Source organism: Cupriavidus sp. CPT47-8839-RL05A, from assembly GCF_058792255.1.
The window spans coordinates 65,076-87,533 of record NZ_JBYTEG010000003.1; the positions used below are offsets into that span (position 1 = coordinate 65,076).

The window sequence follows — 22,458 nt, forward strand, 5'->3', positions numbered from 1 at the left end:
CAATGACGCACGGCGCCCGCAAACCCGACCGACCGCCCCAACGTTTCGGCCTGAACGACCTTGCCAGGCTGCGCGACACCCTCAAGGCCGATACCGAGCGCCGCGAAGCCGAGCGCGTGGCCGCCGAGCAGGCCGCCCGGCGCGCCCGTGAAGAGGCCGACGTCTTCCGCACCAGCGTGGGCCAGGTCAGCCAGCTGCGCGACCGCAACCGCGCCCCCGTGCCCGCCAGCAAGCCCGCCCCGGTGCCGGTGCAGTCGCGCCGCAACGACGAAGCCGTGCTGGCGGCCTCGCTGTCCGATGATTTCGACGTGGAAAGCCTGCTGGAAACCGACGAGACCCTGTCGTTCCGACGGCCCGGCATCGGCATGGACGTGATCCGCAAGCTGCGCCGCGGCGAATGGGTGCCGCAGGACAAGGTCGACCTGCACGGCCTGCGCAGCGACGAGGCGCGCGAGGCGCTGGCCGAGTTCCTGCGCCGCTCGGTGCGCAACGGCGTGCGCTGCGTGCGCGTGATCCACGGCAAGGGCCTGGGCTCGCCCGACAAGCTGCCGGTGCTCAAGGGCAAGGTGCGCAGCTGGCTGGTGCAGAAGGAGGAAGTGCTCGCCTTCGTGCAGGCGCGCGAGGCCGAAGGCGGCGCCGGCGCGCTGATGGTGCTGCTGCGCCAGCCGCGCACCTGACGCATCGCCACGGATGCACGTTCCGCTTGAATTGCTGATGGGGCGGCTGCCCCTGATCCTCCACATCATGGAGGTGATCGGCGTGCTCGCCTTCGCGGTCTCGGGCGTGGTCGACGCACGCAAGCAGCGCCTGGACGTGGTCGGCACCTTCGTGGTGGCCTTTGCCACCGCCTTTGGCGGCGGCACCGTGCGCGACGTGCTGCTGGACCGGCGCCCGTTCTACTGGGTCGACCACGAAGGCTACGTGCTGCTGATCTTCGTGATGTCGTTCGGCGCCTCGTTCGTGCTGCGCGTGGTCAGCCGCGTGGCCTCGGACCGGGCCATGATCGTGGCCGACGCGATCGGGCTGGGGCTGTTCTCGGTGACCGGCGCTTCGCTGGCGCTGGTGGCGCAGATGACGCCCACCGTGGCGGTGATGATGGGCATCATCTCGGCCGTGTTCGGCGGCGTGGTGCGCGACGTGCTGTGCAATGAGGTGCCGATGATCCTGCGCGACCGCTCGCCCTACGCCACCTGCTCCTTTGTCGGCTGCTGGATCTATGTCGGCATGACCTGGCTGGCGGTGCAGCAGGAAGCGGCGCTGCTGACCGGGGCGGTGGCGATCATCGCCATGCGGCTGGTGTCGGTGCGCTACGGGTGGAAGCTGCCCAGCTGAACCGCACGCACCAATGAAAACGCCGCCCTGCAAGGCGGCGTTTCGCTATCCTGGCCCGAGGCTCAGACCGCGGCTTCGTCCTGCTCGCCGGTGCGGATGCGGATCACGCGCTCGATCTCGGTGACGAAGATCTTGCCGTCGCCGATCTTGCCGGTGTGGGCGGCCTTGACGATGGCGTCCAGCACGGTGTCCAGCTGATTCTCGGCCACCACCACTTCGATCTTGATCTTGGGCAGGAAGTCGACTACGTACTCCGCGCCACGGTAGAGCTCGGTATGCCCTTTCTGGCGGCCAAATCCCTTCACTTCGGTCACCGTCAGCCCGGTCACGCCGACGTCGGCCAGGGCTTCACGCACCTCGTCGAGCTTGAACGGTTTGATGATGGCGGTAATCTGCTTCATGACTGGCCCCTGTTTATCGTTTGTTCACGCGCCTGGCGGCGCATCGCCGCGGTCGCGGCGCTCTCCGGGTGGCATTTTACCAGCCCTTGGCCGCTTGCAATTCCGCCTGCCCCACAGCCGGCGCGGCCGCAGCGTTGGCTAGCGCGCATCCGGGCACGCCCCGGCCCTGTGGATAAACCTGTGGACAGCCACTGGAGAAGCTGTGCACAAGCCGCCACCCAAGAGGCGGGGCTACCGGCGCTGCGCTCAATCCGGCACCTTCTCCAGGTCCGCCAGCCACACCACCGACTCTGAATCGCTCGGCGCGCGCCAGTCACCGCGCGGCGACAGCGATCCGCCCGAGCCCACCTTGGGCGCGTTCGGGATGCATGAGCGCTTGAACTGGCTGGTGCGGAAGAAGCGGTCCAGGAAGATCGCCAGGTTGCGCTTGATCTCCGGCAGCCCGTACTGGTTGCGCACCACATGCGGGCCATTGGGCCAGACGCCGCGCTCGCGGTCACCCCAGGCATGCAGCGCCAGGAAGGCGATCTTGGACGGCGTGAAGCCGAAGCGCAGCGTGTGGTAGAGGTTGAAGTCCTGCAGCTCATACGGGCCGATGGTGCTCTCGGTCTTCTGCTCGGGGCCGTGGTTGCTGTCGCCCGGGACCAGCTCGGGGCTGATGTCGGTGTCGAGCACGTCCAGCAGCACGTCGGAACCGCCCTCGCCCACCTGCCCGCTCTCGGCCACCCAGCGCACCAGGTGCGAGATCAGCGTCTTGGGCACGCTGGCGTTGACGTTGTAGTGCGACATATGGTCGCCCACGCCATAGGTGCACCAGCCCAGCGCCAGTTCGCTCAGGTCGCCGGTGCCGATCACGATGGCGTGGTGGAAATTGGCCAGACGGAACAGGTGGTTGGTGCGCTCGCCTGCTTGCACGTTCTCGAAGGTCACGTCGTAGACCTTCTCGCCGGCGGCGTACGGGTGGCCCAGGTCCTTCAGCATGGCCAGGCACGACGGGCGGATATCGATCTCGGTCGCGGTGCAGCCCACCACCTGCATCAGCTGGCGCGCCTGCAGCAGGGTGCGGTCGCTGGTGGCAAAACCCGGCATGGTGTAGGCCAGGATATTGGCGCGCGGCAGGCCCAGGCGGTCCATCGCCTTGGCGCAGACCAGCAGCGCATGGGTGGAATCCAGCCCGCCGGACACGCCGATCACCACCTTGCTGATCTTGCTGGCCGACAGGCGCTGCACCAGCGCCTGCACCTGGATGTTGTAGACCTCCATGCAGCGTTCGTCGCGCTGGCGCGGATCGGCCGGCACGTACGGGAAGCGCGCCACGCTGCGCGCCAGCGGCAGCGACTTCTCCAGCGTCAGGTCGAGCGGGAAGCGCACCACGCGGAACTTGTCCACTTCTGCCTTGTGCCGGCGCACCGAGTGGCCGAAGGTGACCTGGTGCATGCGCTCGCGCGACAGCCGTTCGACGTCGATATCGGCGCAGAGCAGGTGCGAGGTATCGGCAAAGCGCTCGGATTCGGCCAGCAGCTCGCCGTTCTCGCAGATCAGCGCCTGGCCGTCCCAGGCCAGGTCGGTGGAGGACTCGCCCTTGCCGGCCGAGGTGTACAGGTAGGCCGCCAGGCATCGCGCCGACTGCTGCGAGACCAGCTGGTGCCGGTAGCCGGCCTTGCCGACCACGATATTCGAGGCCGACAGGTTGACCAGCACCGTGGCCCCGGCCAGCGCCGCGAACGACGACGGCGGGATCGGCACCCAGACGTCTTCGCAGATTTCTGCGTGGAAGCGGAAGTCGGGGATGTCTTCGACATCGAACAGCAGCCCGGCGCCGAACGGCACGTCCTGGCCCAGCAGCCGGATCGTCTCGACCGCGGCGTTGTCGGCGGCGCTGAACTGGCGCGCCTCGTAGAACTCCCAGTAGTTCGGCAGGTAGGACTTGGGCACCACGCCCTGGACATGCCCACGCGCCACCACCACGGCGCAGTTGAACAACTGGTGCTCGACCCGCAGCGGCATGCCGACGATCAGCGCCGCCGGCAGCTTGCGCGAGGCCTCGACGATGGTGGCCAGCGCCGCCTCGCAGGCGTCCAGCAGCGCGCGCTGGTGGAACAGGTCGTCGCAGGTGTAGGCGGAGATGCCCAGCTCCGGGAACGCCACCAGCACGGCGCCCTGCTGCGCCGCCTGCGCCGCCAGGGCAATGGTCTCGGCGGCGTTGAAGGCCGGGTCGGCCACCCGGCAGACGGGCACGCCCACCGCGACACGCGCAAAGCCGTGGGAATACAGGTTGAAAAACGGGTTCTTCATATCGGGCCTTGGTTATCGAACCATGCGGACCATGCCGCCGCCTGAGGCATCCCGGGATGCCTCGGCAAGCACTGGTGACGAGGATGCTCCATTTTACGACGCCCGCCCCGCGCCTGCCGTGCGGCGCAGCAACGGCGCATCGTTTCCGGTAGACTCGATCGATCCACAGACGGGAACTGGTGCAATGCAGTCTGAATCATGCGTGCCCGGCGAGGGCAAGGACCAGCGCCAGCCGGCACAGCACAAGCGCAAGTCGGCAGGCGACCCTGCGCAGGAATACCGTACCGAAATCATCTCCGACCTGGGCGAGATCGATGCCGCCGCCTGGGACGCCCTGGTGGCGCACCACGCCGACGCCACGCCGTTCCTGAAGCATGCCTTCCTGCACGCCCTGCACACCAGCGGCAGCGCCTGCGCCGAGACCGGGTGGAACCCGCGCTACCTGACGTTGTGGGCGCCGGCCAAGGACGGCCGCCCGGAACGGCTGGCCGCGGCCATGCCGCTCTACGCCAAGGGGCATTCCTATGGCGAATATGTCTTCGACTGGGCCTGGGCCGACGCCTATGCCCGCAACGGGCTCGAGTACTACCCCAAATGGCTGGCGGCAATTCCCTTCACGCCGGTGCGCGGCGCGCGGCTGCTGGCCGAAGACGCCCATGCGCGCCGCCTGCTGCTGCGGATGGCGCTGGCGCTGGCCGCCGAAAGCCAGATGTCGTCGCTGCACATCCTGTTCCCCGACGAGGCGGAAGCCGCCCTGATGCAGCAGGCCGGCATGCTGATGCGGCACGGCGTGCAGTTCCACTGGACCAATGACGGCTACGGCAGCTTCGACGACTTCCTGGCCACGCTGTCGCAGAAAAAGCGCAAGAACATCCGCGCCGAGCGCCGGCAGGTGGCGCAGGCCGGCATCAGCTTTCGGCGCCTGCGTGGCGCGCAGATCGACGACGACGCGTGGAAGTTCTTCAACCGGTGCTATCGCCAGACTTACCGCGAGCACCATTCCACGCCCTACCTGAACCTGGATTTCTTCCGGCGCATCGGCGCCGCCATGCCGCAGCACCTGCTGCTGGTGATCGCCGAGCGCGACGGCCAGCCCATCGCCAGTTCGCTGCTGGTCTATGACGATACGCCGGAAGTCAGCACGCTCTACGGGCGCTACTGGGGCGCGCTGGAGCACTACGCCTGCCTGCACTTCGAAACCGCGTACTACCAGCCGCTGGAATTCTGCATCGAGCAAGGCATACGCACCTTCGAAGGCGGCGCCCAGGGCGAGCACAAGATGGCGCGCGGCTTCCTGCCGGTGGCCACGCGCTCGGCCCACTGGCTGGCGCATCCCGCCTTTGCCGATGCCGTCGAGCGCTTCCTTGAGCGCGAGCGCCAGGGCATCGACGCCTACCTGGACGAACTGGGCGAACGCAACCCGTTCGCCCGCGCCTGAACACGCAAGCCGGCGCTCAGCGCCACATCCGCCGCAGCGTGTTGTCGCCCAGCATGTAGTGGTGGAACAGCGACGCCATCGCGTGCAGGCCGATCACCAGGTAGAAGGCGGTGCCCAGGGTCTCGTGGACCTCCTTGACGGTGTCCTTCAGTGCCGGGTCGGCCGCCACCAGCGCCGGCACTTCCAGCCCCAGCGAAGGCAACGCCAGCAGGTGGCCGCCAGCGTTCATCGCCAGCAGCCCCAGCAGCGGCTGGGCCAGGATATACAGGTAAAGCACCCAGTGCATGGCCTCGCCGGCCAACTGCATCCAGCGCGCGCCCGGCTCCGGCGCGGGCGCGCCGCGCACCAGGCGCCACAGCAGGCGCGGCACCGCCAGCAGCAGCACCAGCGCCCCCGCCCATTCATGGACTGTCATGGCCAGCGCGCGCGGCGGCGTGCCCTTGGCAAAACTGCCCTTCAGCTCGATCGCGGCATAGGCCAGCGCCACCAGCAGGAATACCGCCCAGTGGAAGCACACCGCCAGCCGGTCATAGCGACGCAGCGGCGACAAGGCCTGCGGCAATGCCTGGATTTCGGTGATGGGATTCATGAGGACTCCTCTTGTCAGCACCCGCATAGCGTAGCGCAAGGCGCTTGCCCGGATGCTGCCGTGCATCAAGCGCGCGGCAACAAAAAACCCCGCCGGAGCGGGGCTTCTTCAGCGGCGGTTCAGCTTACTTCTTGTAGTTGGCCACGCCGTCGGTGATTTCCTTGTGGGCTTCCTCGATGCCAGCCCAGCCTTCGACCTTGACCCACTTGCCGGCTTCCAGTGCCTTGTAGTGCTCAAAGAAGTGCTTGATCTGGTCCAGCTGGTTCTGCGGCACGTCCGACAGGCCCTTCATGTAGGCCGTGGCCGGCGACAGCTTGTCCACCGGAACAGCCACCAGCTTGGCATCCACGCCTGCCTCATCGGTCATCTTCAGCATGCCGAGTGCACGGCAGCGCACCACGGCACCGGCCAGGATCGGGAACGGCGACAGCACCAGCACGTCCACCGGGTCGCCGTCGCCCGACAGCGTCTGCGGGATGTAGCCATAGTTGGCCGGATAGCGCATGCCGGTGCCGATAAAGCGGTCGACGAACAGCAGGCCGGTTTCCTTGTCTGCCTCGTACTTCACCGGATCGCTCTGGGCCGAGATCTCGATGATGACGTTGAAATCGTTGGGGATGTCCTTGCCCGGGGACACGAGATTGAAGCTCATGCGGTTCTCCAGATGCCTGCGGTGTGTTGTTGGATGGCGGGCATTATAGCGGCTCATGCCTGACCGCAGGCTGACACGCGGGCCAGGCATGGCGCATTGCACGCTGGCCGCTGTCGGCGATAATGGCACATTCTTCAGCCGTCACTGAATAGCGCAGCCCCCGTGCTGCCCCCATGCCGCCCCGGAGCCACCCATGCACGCCCAGCACTTCGTCGCCAACCGCCTGATCGCGCCCGACAACGGCCTGCGCATCAAGGTCTTCGATCCGTCCAACGGCGAGCCGTTCGCCGAGATCGCACGCGGCAACGCCACCGATATCAACGTCGCCGTCCATGCGGCGCGCCAGGCCGCCGAAGGCGCCTGGGGCCAGATGGCGCCGGCCGAGCGGGTGCGCCTGCTCAACCGCGTCGCCGTGGCGCTGATCGCGCACGAGGACGAACTGGCCGCGCTCGAGGCCCGCGACACCGGCAAGCCGCTGCGCCAGGCGCGCGCCGATGCCCGCGCCGTGGCCCGCTATTTCGAGTTCTACGCCGGCGCGGTCGATAAGCTGCACGGCCAGACCATCCCCTACAACCCCGGCTACACCGTGCTGACCGTGCGCGAGCCGCATGGCGTGACCGGCCACATCATCCCGTGGAACTACCCGCTGCAGATCTTCGGGCGCAGCGTGGGCGCGGCGCTGGCCACCGGCAACGCCTGCGTGGTCAAGCCGGCCGAGGACGCCTGCCTGTCGCTGCTGCGCGTGGCCGAGATCGCCGCCGAGGCCGGCCTGCCCGAAGGCGCGCTCAATATCATCACCGGCTACGGCCATGAAGCCGGCGCCGCGCTGGCGCGCCACCCGGGCATCAACCATATCTCGTTCACCGGCTCGCCCCAGACCGGCAAGCAGGTGGCCCAGCTGGCCGCCGAGAACCACGTGCCGGTCACGCTGGAACTGGGCGGCAAGTCGCCGCAGATCGTCTTTGCCGATGCCGACCTGGATACGCTGGTGCCGGTGGTGGTCAACGGCATCGTGCAGAATGCCGGCCAGACCTGCTCGGCCGGCAGCCGCCTGCTGGTGGAGCGGCCGGTCTATGACGCGCTGCTCGACCGGCTGGCGTCGGTGTTCGAGTCGCTGCGCGTGGGCCCGTCCGAGCTCGACCTGGAATGCGGGCCGCTGATCAGCCGCAAGCAGCAGCAGCGCGTGTGGGACTTTGTCTCGGATGCGCAGCACGCCGGCGTGGCCGTGATGGCGCAAGGCCAGATCGTGGCCGAGGCGCCCGAGGCCGGCTACTACCAGGTGCCGATGCTGTTCCGCGACGTGCCACCCGCACACCGGCTGGCGCAGGAAGAAGTGTTCGGCCCGCTGCTGGCGGCGATGCCGTTCGACACCGAGGCCGAGGCCATCGCACTGGCCAACGGCACGCCCTACGGGCTCGTGGCCGGCGTCTGGACCCGCGACGGCGGGCGCCAGCTGCGCCTGGCGCACAAGCTGCGCGCGGGCCAGGTCTTTATCAACAACTACGGTGCCGGCGGCGGCGTTGAACTGCCATTCGGCGGCACCGGCCAGTCCGGCTACGGCCGCGAGAAGGGCTTCGAGGCCCTGTACGGATTCACCACCCTGAAAACCATCGCCATCCAACATGGGTAACATCAATTTCCTGTCCGTCGCCTTTGCCATCTTCTTTTTCTGGATGGCATGGCATGTCCGGAACAAGCGCGCCACCAATCCTTCCGGCATGCCGCGGCTGCAGGTCTTCAAGCGCAAGTGGGGCGACGTCGTCGGCGACCGCGTGCACTGGTGCCTGTATGTGGCACTGCCCTTCCTGCTGGCACTGATGATGGTTGCCAATGCCCTGCGCGGGCGGGGGCCGTTCTCGCACTAGGCATTGAGTACCCCGCAGCACGGATCACCAGAACATAACCACAACACCAGGAGACAAGCCATGAGACTGGCCAACAAGGTAGCGATCGTCACCGGCGGCGGTTCCGGGTTCGGCGAAGGCATTGCCCACACCTTTGCGCGCGAAGGCGCCAACGTGGTGGTCGCCGACCTGCGCGAGGAAGCCGCCGAACGCGTCGCCGCCGCGATCCGCGACGCCGGCGGCCGGGCCCGCGCGGTGCGCGCCGACGTTTCGCGCGAAGCCGGCACCGAGGCCATGCGCGAAGCCGCGCTGGCCACCTTCGGCGACGTCCATATCGTGGTCAACAACGCCGGCACGACCCATCGCAACAAGCCCATCCTCGAAGTCACCGAGGAGGAGTTCGACCGCGTCTACGCCGTCAACGTCAAGAGCATCTACTGGTCGGCGCGCACCTTTATCCCGCATTTCCGCCAGCGCGGCGGCGGCGTGTTCGTCAATATCGCCTCCACCGCCGGCATCCGGCCGCGCCCGGGCCTGGTCTGGTACAACGGCAGCAAGGGCGCGGTGATCACCGCCAGCAAGGCCATGGCCGCGGAACTCGGCAAGGACAACATTCGCGTCAACTGCGTCAACCCGGTGATCGGCGCCACCGCCCTGCTCGAAGAATTCATGGGCATGCCCGATACGCCCGAGAACCGCGCCAGATTCCTTGCCACCATCCCGATGGGCCGCATGTCGACCCCGCAGGACGTGGCCAACGCCTGCCTGTACCTGGCCTCGGACGAGGCTGCCTTTATCACCGGCACCTGCATCGAAGTGGACGGCGGCCGCTGCGTCTGAGCCGGTGCCGGCCACCTGCCTTCCCCTTTAGTCGTAGCTGTAAACGCGTCACACAGAAGCGCCATATCCTCAGGAGACAGCATGACAACAACCGCAGTAAACCCCGGCATCAGCGACGCCGCCTTTGAAGACGCCACCTACCGCAAGGTCAGCTGGCGCCTGGTGCCCTTCCTCTTGCTGTGCTACGTGGTGGCCTACCTGGACCGCGTCAACGTGGGCTTTGCCAAGCTGCAGATGCTCAACGACCTCCAGTTCAGCGAGACCATCTATGGCTTGGGCGCCGGCATCTTCTTTATCGGCTACTTCCTGTTCGAAGTGCCCAGCAACGTGATCCTGCACAAGGTGGGCGCGCGCATCTGGATCGCGCGCATCATGATCACCTGGGGCGCGATCTCGGCGGCGATGATGTTCGTCACCACGCCGACCATGTTCTACGTGCTGCGCTTCCTGCTGGGCATTGCCGAGGCCGGCTTCTTCCCCGGCATCATCCTGTACCTGACCTACTGGTACCCGGCCAACCGGCGCGGGCGCACCACCACCTACTTCATGACTGCGGTCGCGCTGGCAGGCGTGATCGGCGGGCCGCTGTCGGGCTGGATCATGCAGTCCTTCCACGGCCACAACGGCTGGTCCGGCTGGCAGTGGATGTTCCTGCTCGAGGGCATTCCGTCGATCCTGGTGGGGCTGTGGGTGCTGGCCTACCTGGACGACCGCATCGCCCACGCCAAGTGGCTGTCGCCGGAAGAGAAGGCGCTGCTGGAGCGCAATATCGCCAGCGAGGATGCGCACAAGGAAGACCCGCCGATCCGCACCGTGATGTCCAGCCCGCGCGTCTGGCTGATGAGCGCGATCTACTTCTGCTTCGTGATGGGCCTGTACGGCGTCAGCTTCTGGCTGCCGACCATCATCAAGCAGACCGGCGTCAAGGGCGCGCTCGATATCGGCCTGCTGACCGCCATTCCCTATGGCTGCGCAGTGGTCGGCATGGTGCTGGTGGCCTACAGCGCAGACCGCAGCGGCGAGCGCCGCTGGCATATCGCGCTGCCCGCGCTGGCCGGTTCGCTGGGCCTGCTGCTGTCGGTGCAATGGCATAGCGACACCACGCTGGCAATGGTGGCGCTGACGCTGGCCACCATCGGCATCCTGACCACGCTGCCGCTGTTCTGGAGCCTGCCGACTTCCTTCCTGGCCGGCACTGGCGCGGCCGCGGGCATCGCGCTGATCAACTCGCTGGGCAACCTTGCGGGCTTCCTCAGCCCCTATGCGGTGGGCTGGCTCAAGGACCTGACCCACAGCACCGATTCGGGCATGTACCTGCTGGCCGCCTGCCTGGTGGTGGGCGCGGCGCTGACGCTGTCGGTTCCCAAGCGGCTGGTGAGCCGGAAGTAGCCAACTGCCAGCACCACAAGCGAGCGCCGGCCCTTTTTCACGCGGAAAAGGGCCGGTTTTGCTTGCGGCACATGCAAAGTCCCTCGCACGCCGCTTGCGGGCCACAATGCGCCGTCGGCTGACGCGGATGTAGGACCAAGCCCGGCAGTGTTGCCCATCCGTGGGCCCTAGGATGGAAAGGAGACACCCGGAGTGATCCCACGGGGTCCTCCGGGGCATCTGATTCCGAAGCTCGCCCAAGGAGGCCACGATGCCGCAACTGCCCCCGTTTGCCCCTACCCGTTCGCTGGAACTTGTCGAAGCGCGCCTGGCACGGCGCTCGCGCGTCAAGCGCCTGGTGATCGCGCTCAGCGCCGGCGTGGTCGCGCTGCTGGCCCTGGTGCCGGCGGCCAGCCATGCGCAGGCGCCGGTGGTGGACGCCAACCCTGCGCCTGCCACACCGGCACCCGCTGCCCCGGCGCCCGCTGCCCCGGGCAGCACCATGGCGCCGACCCCGGGTGTCACGATGCCGGCCGCGCCGCCGGCAGAAACCATGCCCCCTGCCACACAGCCCGCACCGGGCATAGCGGCGCCTGCCACGGCAGCACCGCCGCCGACGGCGTCCCCGGCACCCGCGCCCACCGTCCCGCCGCCGGCCGCACCGGCGCCACCGCCGATGGCAGCGCCCGCGCAGCCACGTCCGCCGCTGACCACGCCGCCCCCGCCGCCGCCGCGTGATGCGATGGTGCAGCGTACGGCCGGCTCGGTCGCCTATATCTGCGGCGGTGTCGCCGAAGACGAGCAGGTCGCGCTGCAATCGGAAGCGCGCAAGTACAACATGAGCCTGCTGTTCACGCAGGGCGCGCGCGGCGAGTACCTGTCCGACGTTGACGTCAAGCTGATGCGCGGCGGCAAGGAAGTCGCCAGCTTTGTCGCCGACGGTCCGCGCTGCCTGCTGAAGGCGCCGTCTGGCACGTACAGCGTGCGGGCGACTTACCAGGGCCGGACCAAGAGCGCGACGGTAAGCACCGGCGGCAAGAACGCGCAGATGCGCTGGTAGTCAGTTGGGAGGGCGCGCCGGGTGGCGCGCCCGTGGAGGAGGGAGGAAAAAAGGCCCTTGAGTAAGCCGCTGTCCGTTGCATGCCAACCGCAGGCTCCCCTCTCCCGCTTGCGGGAGAGGGGAGCAAACCGTCAGCCCGCCTAGCCGTCCCCCAGCATCTGCCCCACCGACCCCGCCGTACCGGCCGCCCGCTCACCCAGCAACCGATGCAGCGTGCCCAGCAGCTCATCCTCGTTGTAAGGCTTGCCCAGGTACACGTTGACGCCGATCTCCTCGGCATAGCGGCGGTGCTTGTCGGCCGTGCGCGAGGTGATCATCACCAGCGGCATATGCGCGGTGCGCGCGTCGGAGCGCACGTTGCGGGTCAGGTCGAAGCCGTCCATGTGCGGCATCTCGATGTCGACCAGCATCGCGTCCGGCATGACATCCTGCAGTTGCTTGAGCGCATCCACACCGTCGCGCGCCAGCACCACCTGGTAGCCGGCGCGGCCCAGCAGGCGCTGGGTGGCCTTGCGCACGGTCAGCGAGTCATCCACCACCATCACGGTCGGCTGCACCGCCAGGCCGCGCACCGGCTCGGTGGTGCCGTCGCCCGCCAGTTCCGCGACCGCGCCCATCCGCGCCTGCACGGCAGGCGTCTGCGGCAAGGCCTGCGGCACCGGCTGGCCGCGTTCGCGCACCAAGCGCTGCGCCAGCACCACCGGGTTGTAGATCAGCACGATCTCGCCATCGCCCAGCGTGGTCGCGCCGGCAATGCCTTCCAGGCGTGCCAGGTGCGGGCCGATATGCTTGACCACCACTTCGCGGTTGCCGACCACATCGTCCACATGCACCGCCACGCGCTCGGCGCCGCTGCGCACCAGCACCACCGGCGAATACTTGCGCCCGGCCGCGACCGCGTTGCCTTCCTCCAGCAGCGCGCCGAAGTAGAAGAACGGCACCTCGGCGCCGGCCACAGTGAGGCGGCCCTGGTTGTAAGCGTCCAGCAGTGCCGGGGCGCGCAGCTGCTGGACCTGGTCGATCATGCCGCTGGGCACGGCATAGCGCCGCGCGCCCAGCGAGATCACCAGCACCTGCGTGATCGCCGTGGTCAGCGGCAGGTGCACGGTGAAGGTGGTGCCCTGCCCGGGCTTAGACTCCAGCGTGATGCGTCCGCCCAGCGCCACGGTCTCGGCGCGCACCACGTCCATGCCCACGCCGCGGCCGGCCAGCTCCGACACCGCGTCGGCGGTGGAGAAGCCCGGCGCAAAGATCAGCTCGGTCAGGCGCGCTTCGCTGGCGTCGTCGTCCGGCGCCAGCAGGCGGCGCTCGACCGCGCGCGCGCGGATGCGCGCCAGGTCCAGCCCGCCGCCGTCATCGACGAAATGCAGCACCACCTCGTTGCCTTCCTGCTGCACCTCCAGCGTCAGCGCGCCGGTGGCGGCCTTGCCCGCGGCGCGGCGCTGCGCGGTTGCCTCGATGCCATGCACCACCGCGTTGCGGATCAGGTGCTCGATCGGGCCGGCCATGCGGTCCAGCACCGAGCGGTCGATTTCCACGGTGCCGCCCTTGATCAGCAGGCGCACTTCCTTGCCGGTCTCGGCCGCGGCCTGGCGCGCCACGCGATAGAGGCGCTCGGCCAGCGCGTCGAACTGCACCATGCGCGCCTGCATCAGCCCGCGCTGCAAGCCGCGCGTCAGGCGCGCCTGCGCCGCCAGGTCGCCCGCGGCGCGGTCAAAGCCGCGCTGCAGGTTCTGCTCGACGGTGGCCACGTCGTTGACCGACTCGGCCATCATCCGCGTCAGCTCCTGGAAGCGCGTGAAGCGGTCGAACTCGAGCGGGTCGAATTCCTGCTTGTGCTGCGCGTCGGCAATGCGCGACGCCATCTGCGATTCGGCCTGGATCTCGATTTCACGCAACTGCCCGCGCAGGCGCGCGACGTTGTCGTTCAGTTCGCCCAGGTAGGCGCGCATCGCCTCCAGTTCGCTGTCCAGGCGCGCGCGCGTGGCGCCGACTTCGCCGGCTTCGTTGATCAGCGTGTCGAGCGCGCGCGCCTGCACGCGCACCAGCGCGCGTTGCGGCTCGGCGGGCACGGCCGGCGGCATCGCCACCATCACGTCTGCCGGCCCCGGCATGGCGGGCAGGCTGGCGGCGGGCACCGCCTCGACGACGGTATCCGCCTGCGGCAGCGGCGCATCGGCCTGCGCTTGCTCGGGCACCTCGGCCAGGCCGTTGACCACGTCCGGATCGTCCGCGGGCAGCAGGCGGCCAGTCGGCAGCGCCTCGACATGCGCCAGGATGCGGTCGTACCAGGCATAGAGCCGCTCGAACAGCTTTGGCCCGACGGCCTGCTGCCCCTGCCCGCGCAGGCTGGCGTCGAGCAGCGTCTCCATTTCATGCGCGGCCTGGCCCAGCGCCATGGCACCCGCCATGCGCGCACTGCCCTTGAGCGTATGCAGCGCGCGCAGCACCAGGCCGCCGTGGCGCGAGTCTTCCGGGGCGGCTTCCCAGCCGCGCAGCAGCTTGCCCAGCTCGGGCAGCGTGCCTTGTGCCTCTTCCAGGAAGATCTGGACCAGCGCGGGATCCGGCGCGGCGCCCTCGTCCGCTACCGGCGCAGCGGGCGCCCGGTGCGGGGTCGGCAGCGCGATAACCACCGCGTCATGCGGCACGACCGGCGGCTGTGCGGCCTCCGGCCCGGGCAATGCCGGCGGCTCCGGCTGGTCTTCCTGCGCGGGCGGCAACTGGCCCAGCAGCTGCGCCACCGAACCATCCGGCTCGGCCGGCGCCTGCGGCGCGGGCACCGCCACGCGCGGACGCAGCAGCGCGCGCTCGCCAAACTCAACCAGGCTGCGGCGCAGGCCGGCATCGGCATCCGGCCAGACGCCCGCGGCAAACTGGTGCAGCATGCCGCGCAGGCGCTCGACCGCCTGCTCCAGCAGGCGGAAGTCGCCCGGGTGCATCGCCACCGGGTGCGAGCCCAGCTGCAGCAGCAGGGCCTCGAGCGCCTCGGCGATCTCACGCACGGGTTCCAGGCCGACGGTGGATGCACTGCCCTGCAGCGTGTGGGCAACGCGCAGCCCCAGCTCGCTCGGGCACGGATGGCCTTCATGCCGCCATTCCGAGATGTCGGTGGCGAACTGGCGCAGCAGGTCGTCGGCCTCCTGCAGGTAGACGTTGTAGAGCGCCAGGCCGATGCGCACCGGCCCGATCACCTTGTAGTGGTCGTCCTCGTCCGACAGCCCCCCGGACAGGCGGAACGGGATCACATTGTCTTCGCCGTGCCCGACGGCATCGACGCCGGTGTGACCGGCGGCCTGGGCGGCCGGCCCGGGTGGCGCTTCCGCAGCCGCGCCGGGCAGTACTGGCAGTTCATCCGCGGCCTGCGCGGCGCCCGGGTCGCGCACCGCGCAGGCGGCTGCCACCAGCGGCGCGATGTCGTGCCAGGTCGCCGCGTCGCGATGCAGCTGTGCCACCCACGCCGACAGTTCGGCATGCGCGCGGCGCAGCAGCGACAGCAGCGCGGGCACCGGCTCGCGCGCTTCGGCAATCCACAGGTTCATGACCTGCTCGACCGCCCAGGCCGCTTCGCCATAGCGATGCAGGCCGACCATGCGGCTGGAGCCCTTGAGCGTATGGAAGGCGCGCCGCACGCGGCTGAGGGTATCGGCATCGTGCAGCGCCTCAACGCCCGAGCCGAGGTCGCCGGCGATACCGCCCAGCACCTCGTCGGCTTCGTTCAGGAAGATGCCGAGCAGTTCGGCGTCCAGCGCCGCCTTGTCGCCGTCAGCCGGCAGGCCTTGCGCCGCGGGCGGCGCGGCTGCGGGTGCGGCAGCCCGTGCCGGCTCGGCCAGTGCCAGTGCCAGCCTGTCGGCCGCATCATCGCTGCCGGCCAACCAGGCATTGCATTGCATGGTGGCTTCGGCGGCCTGGCGGCGCAGCGCGGCATCGTCGTCGATGGTGGCCTGGTCGGCCAGCGCCTGCAGCGCGGCACGCAGGCGCTGCACTGGCGGCGCATCGGGAACGGGGCCAGCCTGGATCGCCTCGGCCGCGGCGGCGCGCGCGGCGGCCAGCGGATGCTGCGCAGCGCGCGGCGCATCGGGCTCGCCGGCCTCGGCAAGCGTATCGGCCCGCCGCACGCGGCCGAATTCCAGCGCATCGGCAAAGGCATGGACCGCGCCCAGCTCGGCTGCGACCTCGCCCAGCAGCGCGGCGCGCGCACTGGCATCGGCGAGTTCGCCCGAAACGGCCAGCCGCGCATTGACGGACTGCACCGCGGCGGCGGCCTGCGCGGCATCGTCCACCAGCGCTGCAGGCAGCGCGGCGGACGACTGCAATTGCGCCAGCGTGGCGCCAAGCGCGGCGAAGGCCTGGCACGCATCGCGCAGGTGGCCGGCGCCTTCGGCGCGGGCCGCGTTGCGGTCGAAGCTGTCCAGCCACGATTCGCCGCTGTCCAGCTGCGCCCGCAGCTGCGTCACGGCCTCGCTGCGCAGCGCCTGGGCGCGCGCCTCGTCGACCATGCCCGCAAGCCACGCGGGCGCGCTCGCGGCGGGATCGGCCAGGCATGTCGCCAGCGCCTCGCACTGCGCGGCAAAACGCGCCGCCGCCGGATGGGCGGATTGCCCGTGCACGCGCCACGGCAGCGCCAGCGCGCGCGCCAGGAACAACGCGATGCCGGCGGCGCCCAGCGCGTCGCCGCGGTGATGCTGCCCGCCGTGCATGGCCACCTGCGCCAGGCAGCGCTGCAGCGCCGGCTGCCCGAGCGGCTGCGCGGCTTCGGCCAGCGCGGCCAGCGCGGTTTCCCAGCCGGCCGGTTCGCCCGCGGCGGCGTGCTCGAGCCCGGCGGCGGCCTGCTGCAGGTTGCGCGTGTCGATCGGGTCAAGCCAGCCGTAATAGCGCTGGCGGAAGTCCGCATTGGCAAGCGCGTGCGCGGGATCGAGGCGGAACGCCGCGAGCGTGCGCGCAATATCGGCACGCAATGCGGCACGCGGCTCAGCCACGCCATCGTCGTCCTGGTCGCCGCCCAGGCCGGTGCAGACCAGCAGGAACACTGCATCGTTGAGCAGCGCCTGCGGCACGCGCACATGGCCCTGCAGATACTGGCGCAGCAGCAGGTTGGCGCGGCCCGCAAAGCGCTTGGCCAGCAGGTCCGAAGGCAACAGGCCAAGGCCCAGCGCGCGGAACACCAGCGCCAGCACATGCCAGACCCCGCGGTCCGGATGATCCGCCGCGCGGCGCGCCTCCTGCTCGTTGGCGCGCACCTCGTCCAGCGCCGCGCACAGCGGCAGCCAGGCTTCGCGCAGCAGCGCCGCGTCGGTGCACGACGCAGGCAGGCGCAATGCCTTGAGCAAGGCCGATTCAAACTGCTGGCGCGCACGCATGACCGGCGCCGGGCCCTTTGCCGGCAGCAGCATGCCGGGCAGCATCTGCAGCTCATCGAGCCACAGGTCGGCCGGATGCACGCGCTCTTCGCCCAGGTGCGCCAGCACGCCCGCATAGGGCTGGAACAGGCGCAGCGGCGTCTCATCGTCGCCGGCCATCAGGTCGTCGACATACTCGGCCAATGCCTGCACGCCGGCGCGGAATACCGCCAGCGCCTCCGGGCCGGCGGCAACGGTGCCGGCGTCGATGGCTTCGAGCAAGCGGCGCAGGGCCTGGCAATACGGATCGGTGCCGCGCAGCCCGACGATATGCACCGCGCCGGCGGCCTGGTGCAGGTGCTGGCCGGCCAGCCGCAGCGAGGTGGTGTCGCGCGCGCCCAGCGCTTCGGGCGCCTGGCGGACCTCGTCGACATAGTGGCCAAGCTCGGCGGCGGCGTCTTCGAGCGCGCTGCGCAGGCTCGGCGCAAGCCACGCCAGGCCGGACAGGTCGCGCGCGGGGGCGCCTGGATCGGAAACAGCTGGCGCGCTGGCGGACGGCGGCGCCGGAGCCGGCTCGGGCACGGCGCTGGCTTCAGCCGGTGCGCCGGCTGCGGCGCCATCGCGCGGGACAGGGAAATTCAGGGACATGACGGCTTCCAGTGCGGCGCCCGGAGGGCGGCCGCGGGCAACCTGCCGCAACAGGCGGCAGGCGCGGAGTTGGCATGGAGCGCGTGGCCGCTAAGCCCGGTAAGGCCGCGGTGCGCGGAAGCGGTCGCAGGCGTCATCCGGCCACTCAGGCGATCTTGAATCGCGACACGGAGTTGCGCAGCTCTTCGGTCAGCAGCGTCAGCTGGCGCACCGACTGCGCGGTCTGCCGCGTGCCGGTGGTGGTCTGCTCGGTGACCTGCAGGATGCGCTCGATATGGCGGGCCACGGTGGTGGCCAGGTCGGCCTCGTGCGAGGTGGACTGCGAGATCTGCTCGATCAGCTCGGCCAGCTGGCGCGACACGCGCCCGATCTCGACCAGCGCGGCGCCGGCATTGTCGGACAGCCGCGCCCCTTCCACCACGCCCTGGGTGCTGCGCTCCATGGCGTGCACCGCGTCCTGGGTATCGGTCTGGATGGTGCGGATCAGCGCGCCGATCTGCTTGGTGGCCTCGCCGGAACGCTCGGCCAGCCGCTGCACTTCTTCGGCCACCACCGAGAAGCCGCGCCCGGCCTCGCCCGCGGACGCGGCCTGGATGGCGGCGTTCAGTGCCAGCACGTTGGTCTGCTCGGTAATGTCCGAGATCAGCTCGACGATTTCACCGATCTCCTGCGACGACTCGCCCAGGCGCTTGATGCGCTTGGAGGTTTCCTGGATCTGCTCGCGGATGTCGTTCATGCCGGTGATGGCGTTCTGCACCGCCTGCTGGCCCTGCTCCGCGGCAGACAGCGAGGCACGCGCCACGTTGGCGGACTCGGCCGCGCCGCGCGACACCTGCGTGATGCGGTCGGCCATCTCCACCACCGATTCGCCGGTCTGGCGGATCTGGCGCGACTGCTCTTCGGTGGTCGACACCAGCTGGGTCGAGGTGGACTGCACCTGCCCCGAGGCCTGCGTCACCTCGCCGGCGGTCTGCTGCACCCGGCCGACCAGCTCGCGCAGTTCTTCCACGGTGTAGTTGACCGAGTCGGCGATGGCGCCGGTGATGTCCTCGGTCACCGTGGCCTGGCGCGTCAGGTCGCCGTCGGCGATGTCCTGCAGCTCGTTCATCAGCTGCAGAATCGCCTTCTGGGTGTTGTCGTTGTTGCGCTTTTCGTCCAGGCGGCGGGACTCGGCCTCGCGCTCGCGCGCCTCGGCTTCCAGCGCGCGCATGCGTGAATCGCGCAGGTACAGCGCCGCCAGGCCTACCAGGCACAGCAGCGTCATGGCCGCGGACACCACGGTCGCGCCCAGCGTCACCGGGCGCACGCGCGCCGACTGCGCGTAGGCGCGCTGCAGCGCCGAGAGCTCGCCGCGCAGCGCCTCGTTGTCGTTGAAGATCTGCTGCTGCGCGCGCTTGGCGGCAATCAGGCCGGGCAGGTTCTGCAGGATGGTCTGCGTGGTTTTCTGCACCGCCTCAAAACGCTGCGACAACTGCTGCAGGTAGCCGCGCGTCTCTTCATCGGCGGCCGCCGACAGGCGCAGCGCCTCGCTGCCGTTGAGCAGGCCGTCCAGCGATTCGCGGAAGGTGTTGGTGTCCTTGCCCAGCAGGAATGCGGTTTCAGGGTTGACGCCTTCGCCGGCCAGGAACTCGTTCAGGTTCTTGCCCAGGCGCTGCGTCAGCATCACCAGCTGCGCGGACGCCGCCACCTCGCGCGCGTTGGCGCCGGACTGCAGCTTGATTGCCGCGACCTGTTCGGCGGATTCCAGCAGCTCGGGGTTGGAAGCGTTGAAGATCTGCAGCGTCTGGCCGATGGTGGTCAGCACGGGCTGCTGCGCCAGCACGTCGGCGGCGCTTTTCTCGGAGCGCTTCCACGATTGCATCGCGGTCTCGAGCAGCGGTTCGGCCGCGCCGGTGGTGGCGCGCACGCGCTTCTCGTCGCTGCCTTGCTGCAGCGCCTTCAGGTCGCCCGCCAGCGCGTCTTTCGACTGGCGCAGCTGGGTGAAGGCCTGCGCATTGCCCAGCAGCGCCACCGGCACCGCCTTGCCCAGGCGCTGCGAGTGCATCAGCATGTCGCCGGCGATCTCGATCTGCGCGGCGGCGTTGTTGGCGATGCGGTTGTCCAGGTACACCGAGCCAAGCAGCGCCACCAGCGACACCACCACGCCCACCGTCAGCAGCCGCTGCTGCGACGAGAACGGCATGCGTCCAAGCCAGCGCGTGACATGCTCCATTGGCGTGGCGCCCAGGCCGTCGGCGGATGGGGGGGCCGGTGCGGGTTCCGGGCCGCCGGCATAGGCCATGCCGGCGGCTGCTTCGGCTGCCGGCGTGCGCCGGCCCAGGCTGAATTTCTTGAAACCCATGGCACCCTCTTCCATTTAATCGTTGTCATGCCCGGCGGCTCGTGCCGGGTGCGGCAGGCCCTGGCCTGCGCGTCATTCTTGTTTCTTGTTATTGGCGCGGCGGCCGGCCCCAGGCCTCAGGCCGCAACCCGTCCCACCTGCAGGAAGGCCGGCGCGTCCAGCAGCGCGCGCACGTCCAGCACCTGCCAGTCACGCCCGTCGCGGTCGGCAAAGCGTTGCCCTTCCCATGCCGGCGTGCCGGCCGGTGGCGGCGCCGCATCGCCGTGCGGCAGGCTCAGGTCGGCGGCATGGCGCAAACCCGCCACGCGCGTGGCCAGGATCGCGCAGGCGCGCTCCACCTGGCGCGACAGCACCACGATCTTGCTGCCGGGCTGCAGCGGCGTTGGCGCGCCACCGCAGAACAGGCTGAAATCGATCACGCCCAGCAGGCTGCCGCGCGCATTGACCAGGCCGCTGTACCACGGCTGCGTCAGCGGCACCGGGCTGGGCGGGCGCATGTCGAGCACTTCGCCGGTATCGGCCAGCGGCAGCAGCCAGTTGCGCGCGCCCACCTGCAGCGCCAGGTAGCTGTCGGCCGCGGGCAGGCTGCGCGCCTCGCGCAGGCGCCGGGCCAGCATGGCCTGGTAGTCCTGCAGGCGGGTCTGGCGGGCACGGAGGTCTTGGCGTGGCGCGTTCATCTGGCGGTCCCCGGAACAGGTGGCAGTGGCTTCCCGTACGGCCTGCGCTGGCAGCTCAGTGCGCCAGCGCGGCGATCTTGCCCAGCAGCTCTTCGCCGTCGACGGGCTTGACGATGTAGTCCGACGCGCCCTGGCGCATGCCCCAGATGCGGTCGGTGTCCAGGCCCTTGCTGGTGCACATGATCACCGGGATGTCCTTGAAGCGGTCGTCACGCTTGATCGCGCGGGTGGCCTGGTAGCCGTTCTGGCCGGGCATCACCACGTCCATCAGGATCAGGTCGAAGCTCTCGGCCTGCAGGCGCGCGAAGGCCTGGTCGCTGTTGCTGGCAACCGAGACCTTGAAGCCGCGCTTGCCGAGCAGGTCGGACATGAACAGGGCTTCGGTGGGGGAGTCGTCGACGATCAGGATCTTGTTGATGGCAGTCATGAGGTATTCCTTCGATTCGTACATGGCGTCGCGTGCATGCGCTTCAGGCAGGCAGCACGTGGCCCGCGGCCTGGCATGGCAGGCAGGCCTGCACGGCGTGCAGCAGCGCTTCGCGGGTAAAAGGCTTGGCAAGATGGTCGTGCGCGCCGACCAGGCGGCCGCGCGAGCGGTCGAACACGCCGTCGCGCGAGGACAGCATGATCACGGGGATGGCGTGAAAGCGCGGACTCTTCTTGATCAGGGAGCAGGTCTGGTACCCGTCCAGGCGGGGCATCAGGATGTCGCAGAAGACCAGGTCCGGGTGCAGCTCGCCCACCTTGGCGAGCGCCTCGAAGCCGTCTTCGGCCAGCACCACCTGGTATCCCGCCTGCGACAGGAAGATCTCCGCGGTGCGGCGGATGGTGCTGGAATCATCGATGACCAGCACCTTGCGGCGCGGCTGCGCCGTGGTGTCCGGAATGGAAACGCCAGGCGCCAGACCCTGGGCGCCGGCGGTATTGACCCGCTGGTATTCTTCTGTTTGAGCGACCCGCATTGTTGTTCCCGCGACCAGCTGCCCCTTGCGGAGCGCCGGCAAGCACTAGAGAACACCCGTGCGGAGCAGCGCGACCCATGCGCACTCCGACGGACCCCCGACAATTCTTGTTTCCCTTCCAAGGCCGGGCTGTGCCCGGCAGTGGCGGTGCGTGGAACCCGCACCTGCCTACCGTCCTCCCCACCAGCGGCAGAGGGACGGGCAGTCATTTTGCAACAGAGTGTGACAAGACGCCGGGGGGCCGTCAATCGGGGCCGGCCGCGGCCGGCCGGCGTTCTGTCGCATCGGCGCGACGCGCGCCCGGTTATTGTTCTTCTGGGGACGGCGCCTCAGATGGCGACCATCTCGAAATCTTCCTTGCGCGCACCGCATTCCGGGCAGGTCCAGTTGATCGGCACGTCTTCCCACCGGGTTCCGGGGGCGATGCCGTCTTCCGGCGCGCCTGCGGCTTCATCGTAGATCCAGCCGCAGATCAGGCACATCCAAGTCTTGTATTCCATAACAGGCTCTGGCCACTCTCCATTAAAATCCAGCGCAGATGGTACCGAAACCGTGCCGCCGGCGCCAGCCGGCGGCCGCCAGAATCGTGCCAGATCCGCCGTGTTCGCGCATGTTAGCGCCCTGTTAGCGCCTGATTGGCCGGCAATTGCAGCGAATTTCCGCTGTTTTTGCCGC

The 22,458-nt window shown here is 69.3% G+C and carries 18 protein-coding genes; 8 read left to right on the top strand and 10 right to left on the bottom strand.

Features of this window, described 5'->3' with window-relative positions; all coding sequences use genetic code 11:
• The first annotated feature begins 2 nt into the window (after nt 1-2).
• Both AC3WVS_RS03990 and AC3WVS_RS03995 read left to right on the top strand, forming a co-directional pair.
• Nucleotides 3-677 carry a Smr/MutS family protein gene (locus AC3WVS_RS03990; RefSeq protein ID WP_492317492.1) on the top strand — a complete coding sequence of 225 codons (675 nt, stop codon included), beginning with the start codon at nt 3-5 and terminating at the stop codon, nt 675-677.
• Nucleotides 678-690: 13 nt separating this feature from the next.
• Entirely contained in the window at nt 691-1,332 is a 642-nt protein-coding gene (locus AC3WVS_RS03995) for a trimeric intracellular cation channel family protein (RefSeq protein WP_011614676.1), read from the top strand.
• A gap of 62 nt (nt 1,333-1,394) precedes the next feature.
• On the opposite strand, the gene glnK is transcribed toward AC3WVS_RS03995, so the two are convergent.
• Both glnK and AC3WVS_RS04005 read right to left on the bottom strand, forming a co-directional pair.
• Entirely contained in the window at nt 1,395-1,733 is a 339-nt protein-coding gene (gene glnK, locus AC3WVS_RS04000) for a P-II family nitrogen regulator (protein ID WP_006162803.1), read from the bottom strand.
• 246 nt (nt 1,734-1,979) lie between these two features.
• Nucleotides 1,980-4,028 carry an NAD(+) synthase gene (locus AC3WVS_RS04005; protein ID WP_492317493.1) on the bottom strand — a complete coding sequence of 683 codons (2,049 nt, stop codon included), beginning with the start codon at nt 4,026-4,028 and terminating at the stop codon, nt 1,980-1,982.
• Between the two features lie 184 nt (nt 4,029-4,212).
• Between AC3WVS_RS04005 and AC3WVS_RS04010 the strand changes: the two genes are divergently transcribed.
• Nucleotides 4,213-5,466 carry a GNAT family N-acetyltransferase gene (locus tag AC3WVS_RS04010; RefSeq protein ID WP_492317494.1) on the top strand — a complete coding sequence of 418 codons (1,254 nt, stop codon included), beginning with the start codon at nt 4,213-4,215 and terminating at the stop codon, nt 5,464-5,466.
• Between the two features lie 16 nt (nt 5,467-5,482).
• Here AC3WVS_RS04010 and AC3WVS_RS04015 read toward each other — a convergent pair whose 3' ends face one another.
• Together AC3WVS_RS04015 and ppa are read right to left on the bottom strand one after the other, a co-directional pair.
• A complete protein-coding gene (locus AC3WVS_RS04015; RefSeq protein WP_492317495.1) occupies nt 5,483-6,055 on the bottom strand; it encodes a cytochrome b in 573 nt (190 codons plus the stop codon).
• A 124-nt stretch (nt 6,056-6,179) separates the two neighbouring features.
• Nucleotides 6,180-6,707 carry an inorganic diphosphatase gene (gene ppa, locus AC3WVS_RS04020; RefSeq protein WP_035822416.1) on the bottom strand — a complete coding sequence of 176 codons (528 nt, stop codon included), beginning with the start codon at nt 6,705-6,707 and terminating at the stop codon, nt 6,180-6,182.
• 193 nt (nt 6,708-6,900) lie between these two features.
• Between ppa and AC3WVS_RS04025 the strand changes: the two genes are divergently transcribed.
• The 5 genes from AC3WVS_RS04025 (at nt 6,901) to AC3WVS_RS04045 (ending at nt 11,819) form a co-directional block, all read left to right on the top strand.
• Entirely contained in the window at nt 6,901-8,337 is a 1,437-nt protein-coding gene (locus AC3WVS_RS04025; RefSeq protein WP_492317496.1) for an aldehyde dehydrogenase family protein, read from the top strand.
• Entirely contained in the window at nt 8,330-8,572 is a 243-nt protein-coding gene (locus AC3WVS_RS04030) for a hypothetical protein (RefSeq protein WP_010813008.1), read from the top strand. The genes AC3WVS_RS04025 and AC3WVS_RS04030 overlap by 8 nt, the downstream gene beginning before the upstream one ends.
• A gap of 60 nt (nt 8,573-8,632) precedes the next feature.
• The gene (locus AC3WVS_RS04035; protein WP_492317497.1) at nt 8,633-9,391 is read left to right on the top strand and encodes an SDR family oxidoreductase; all 759 of its coding nucleotides are present in this window, start codon (nt 8,633-8,635) and stop codon (nt 9,389-9,391) included.
• 81 nt (nt 9,392-9,472) lie between these two features.
• Entirely contained in the window at nt 9,473-10,780 is a 1,308-nt protein-coding gene (locus AC3WVS_RS04040) for an MFS transporter (protein WP_492317498.1), read from the top strand.
• A gap of 655 nt (nt 10,781-11,435) precedes the next feature.
• Nucleotides 11,436-11,819, top strand: coding sequence for a hypothetical protein (locus AC3WVS_RS04045; protein WP_492317686.1), 384 nt, complete (start codon nt 11,436-11,438; stop codon nt 11,817-11,819).
• A 140-nt stretch (nt 11,820-11,959) separates the two neighbouring features.
• On the opposite strand, the gene AC3WVS_RS04050 is transcribed toward AC3WVS_RS04045, so the two are convergent.
• From AC3WVS_RS04050 to AC3WVS_RS04075, 6 genes are all read right to left on the bottom strand, one after another.
• Entirely contained in the window at nt 11,960-17,803 is a 5,844-nt protein-coding gene (locus AC3WVS_RS04050) for a hybrid sensor histidine kinase/response regulator (protein ID WP_492317499.1), read from the bottom strand.
• Nucleotides 17,804-17,948: 145 nt separating this feature from the next.
• Nucleotides 17,949-20,144 (bottom strand): methyl-accepting chemotaxis protein, encoded by a 2,196-nt coding sequence (locus tag AC3WVS_RS04055; protein WP_492317500.1) that lies wholly within the window; start codon nt 20,142-20,144, stop codon nt 17,949-17,951.
• Between the two features lie 116 nt (nt 20,145-20,260).
• Entirely contained in the window at nt 20,261-20,821 is a 561-nt protein-coding gene (locus AC3WVS_RS04060; RefSeq protein WP_492317501.1) for a chemotaxis protein CheW, read from the bottom strand.
• A gap of 55 nt (nt 20,822-20,876) precedes the next feature.
• Nucleotides 20,877-21,248 carry a response regulator gene (locus tag AC3WVS_RS04065; protein WP_010813015.1) on the bottom strand — a complete coding sequence of 124 codons (372 nt, stop codon included), beginning with the start codon at nt 21,246-21,248 and terminating at the stop codon, nt 20,877-20,879.
• A 43-nt stretch (nt 21,249-21,291) separates the two neighbouring features.
• Complete coding sequence (locus AC3WVS_RS04070; RefSeq protein ID WP_492317502.1) at nt 21,292-21,783, bottom strand: response regulator; 492 nt, start codon at nt 21,781-21,783, stop codon at nt 21,292-21,294.
• A 329-nt stretch (nt 21,784-22,112) separates the two neighbouring features.
• Nucleotides 22,113-22,283 (bottom strand): rubredoxin, encoded by a 171-nt coding sequence (locus AC3WVS_RS04075; RefSeq protein WP_010813017.1) that lies wholly within the window; start codon nt 22,281-22,283, stop codon nt 22,113-22,115.
• Nucleotides 22,284-22,458: the final 175 nt, after the last annotated feature.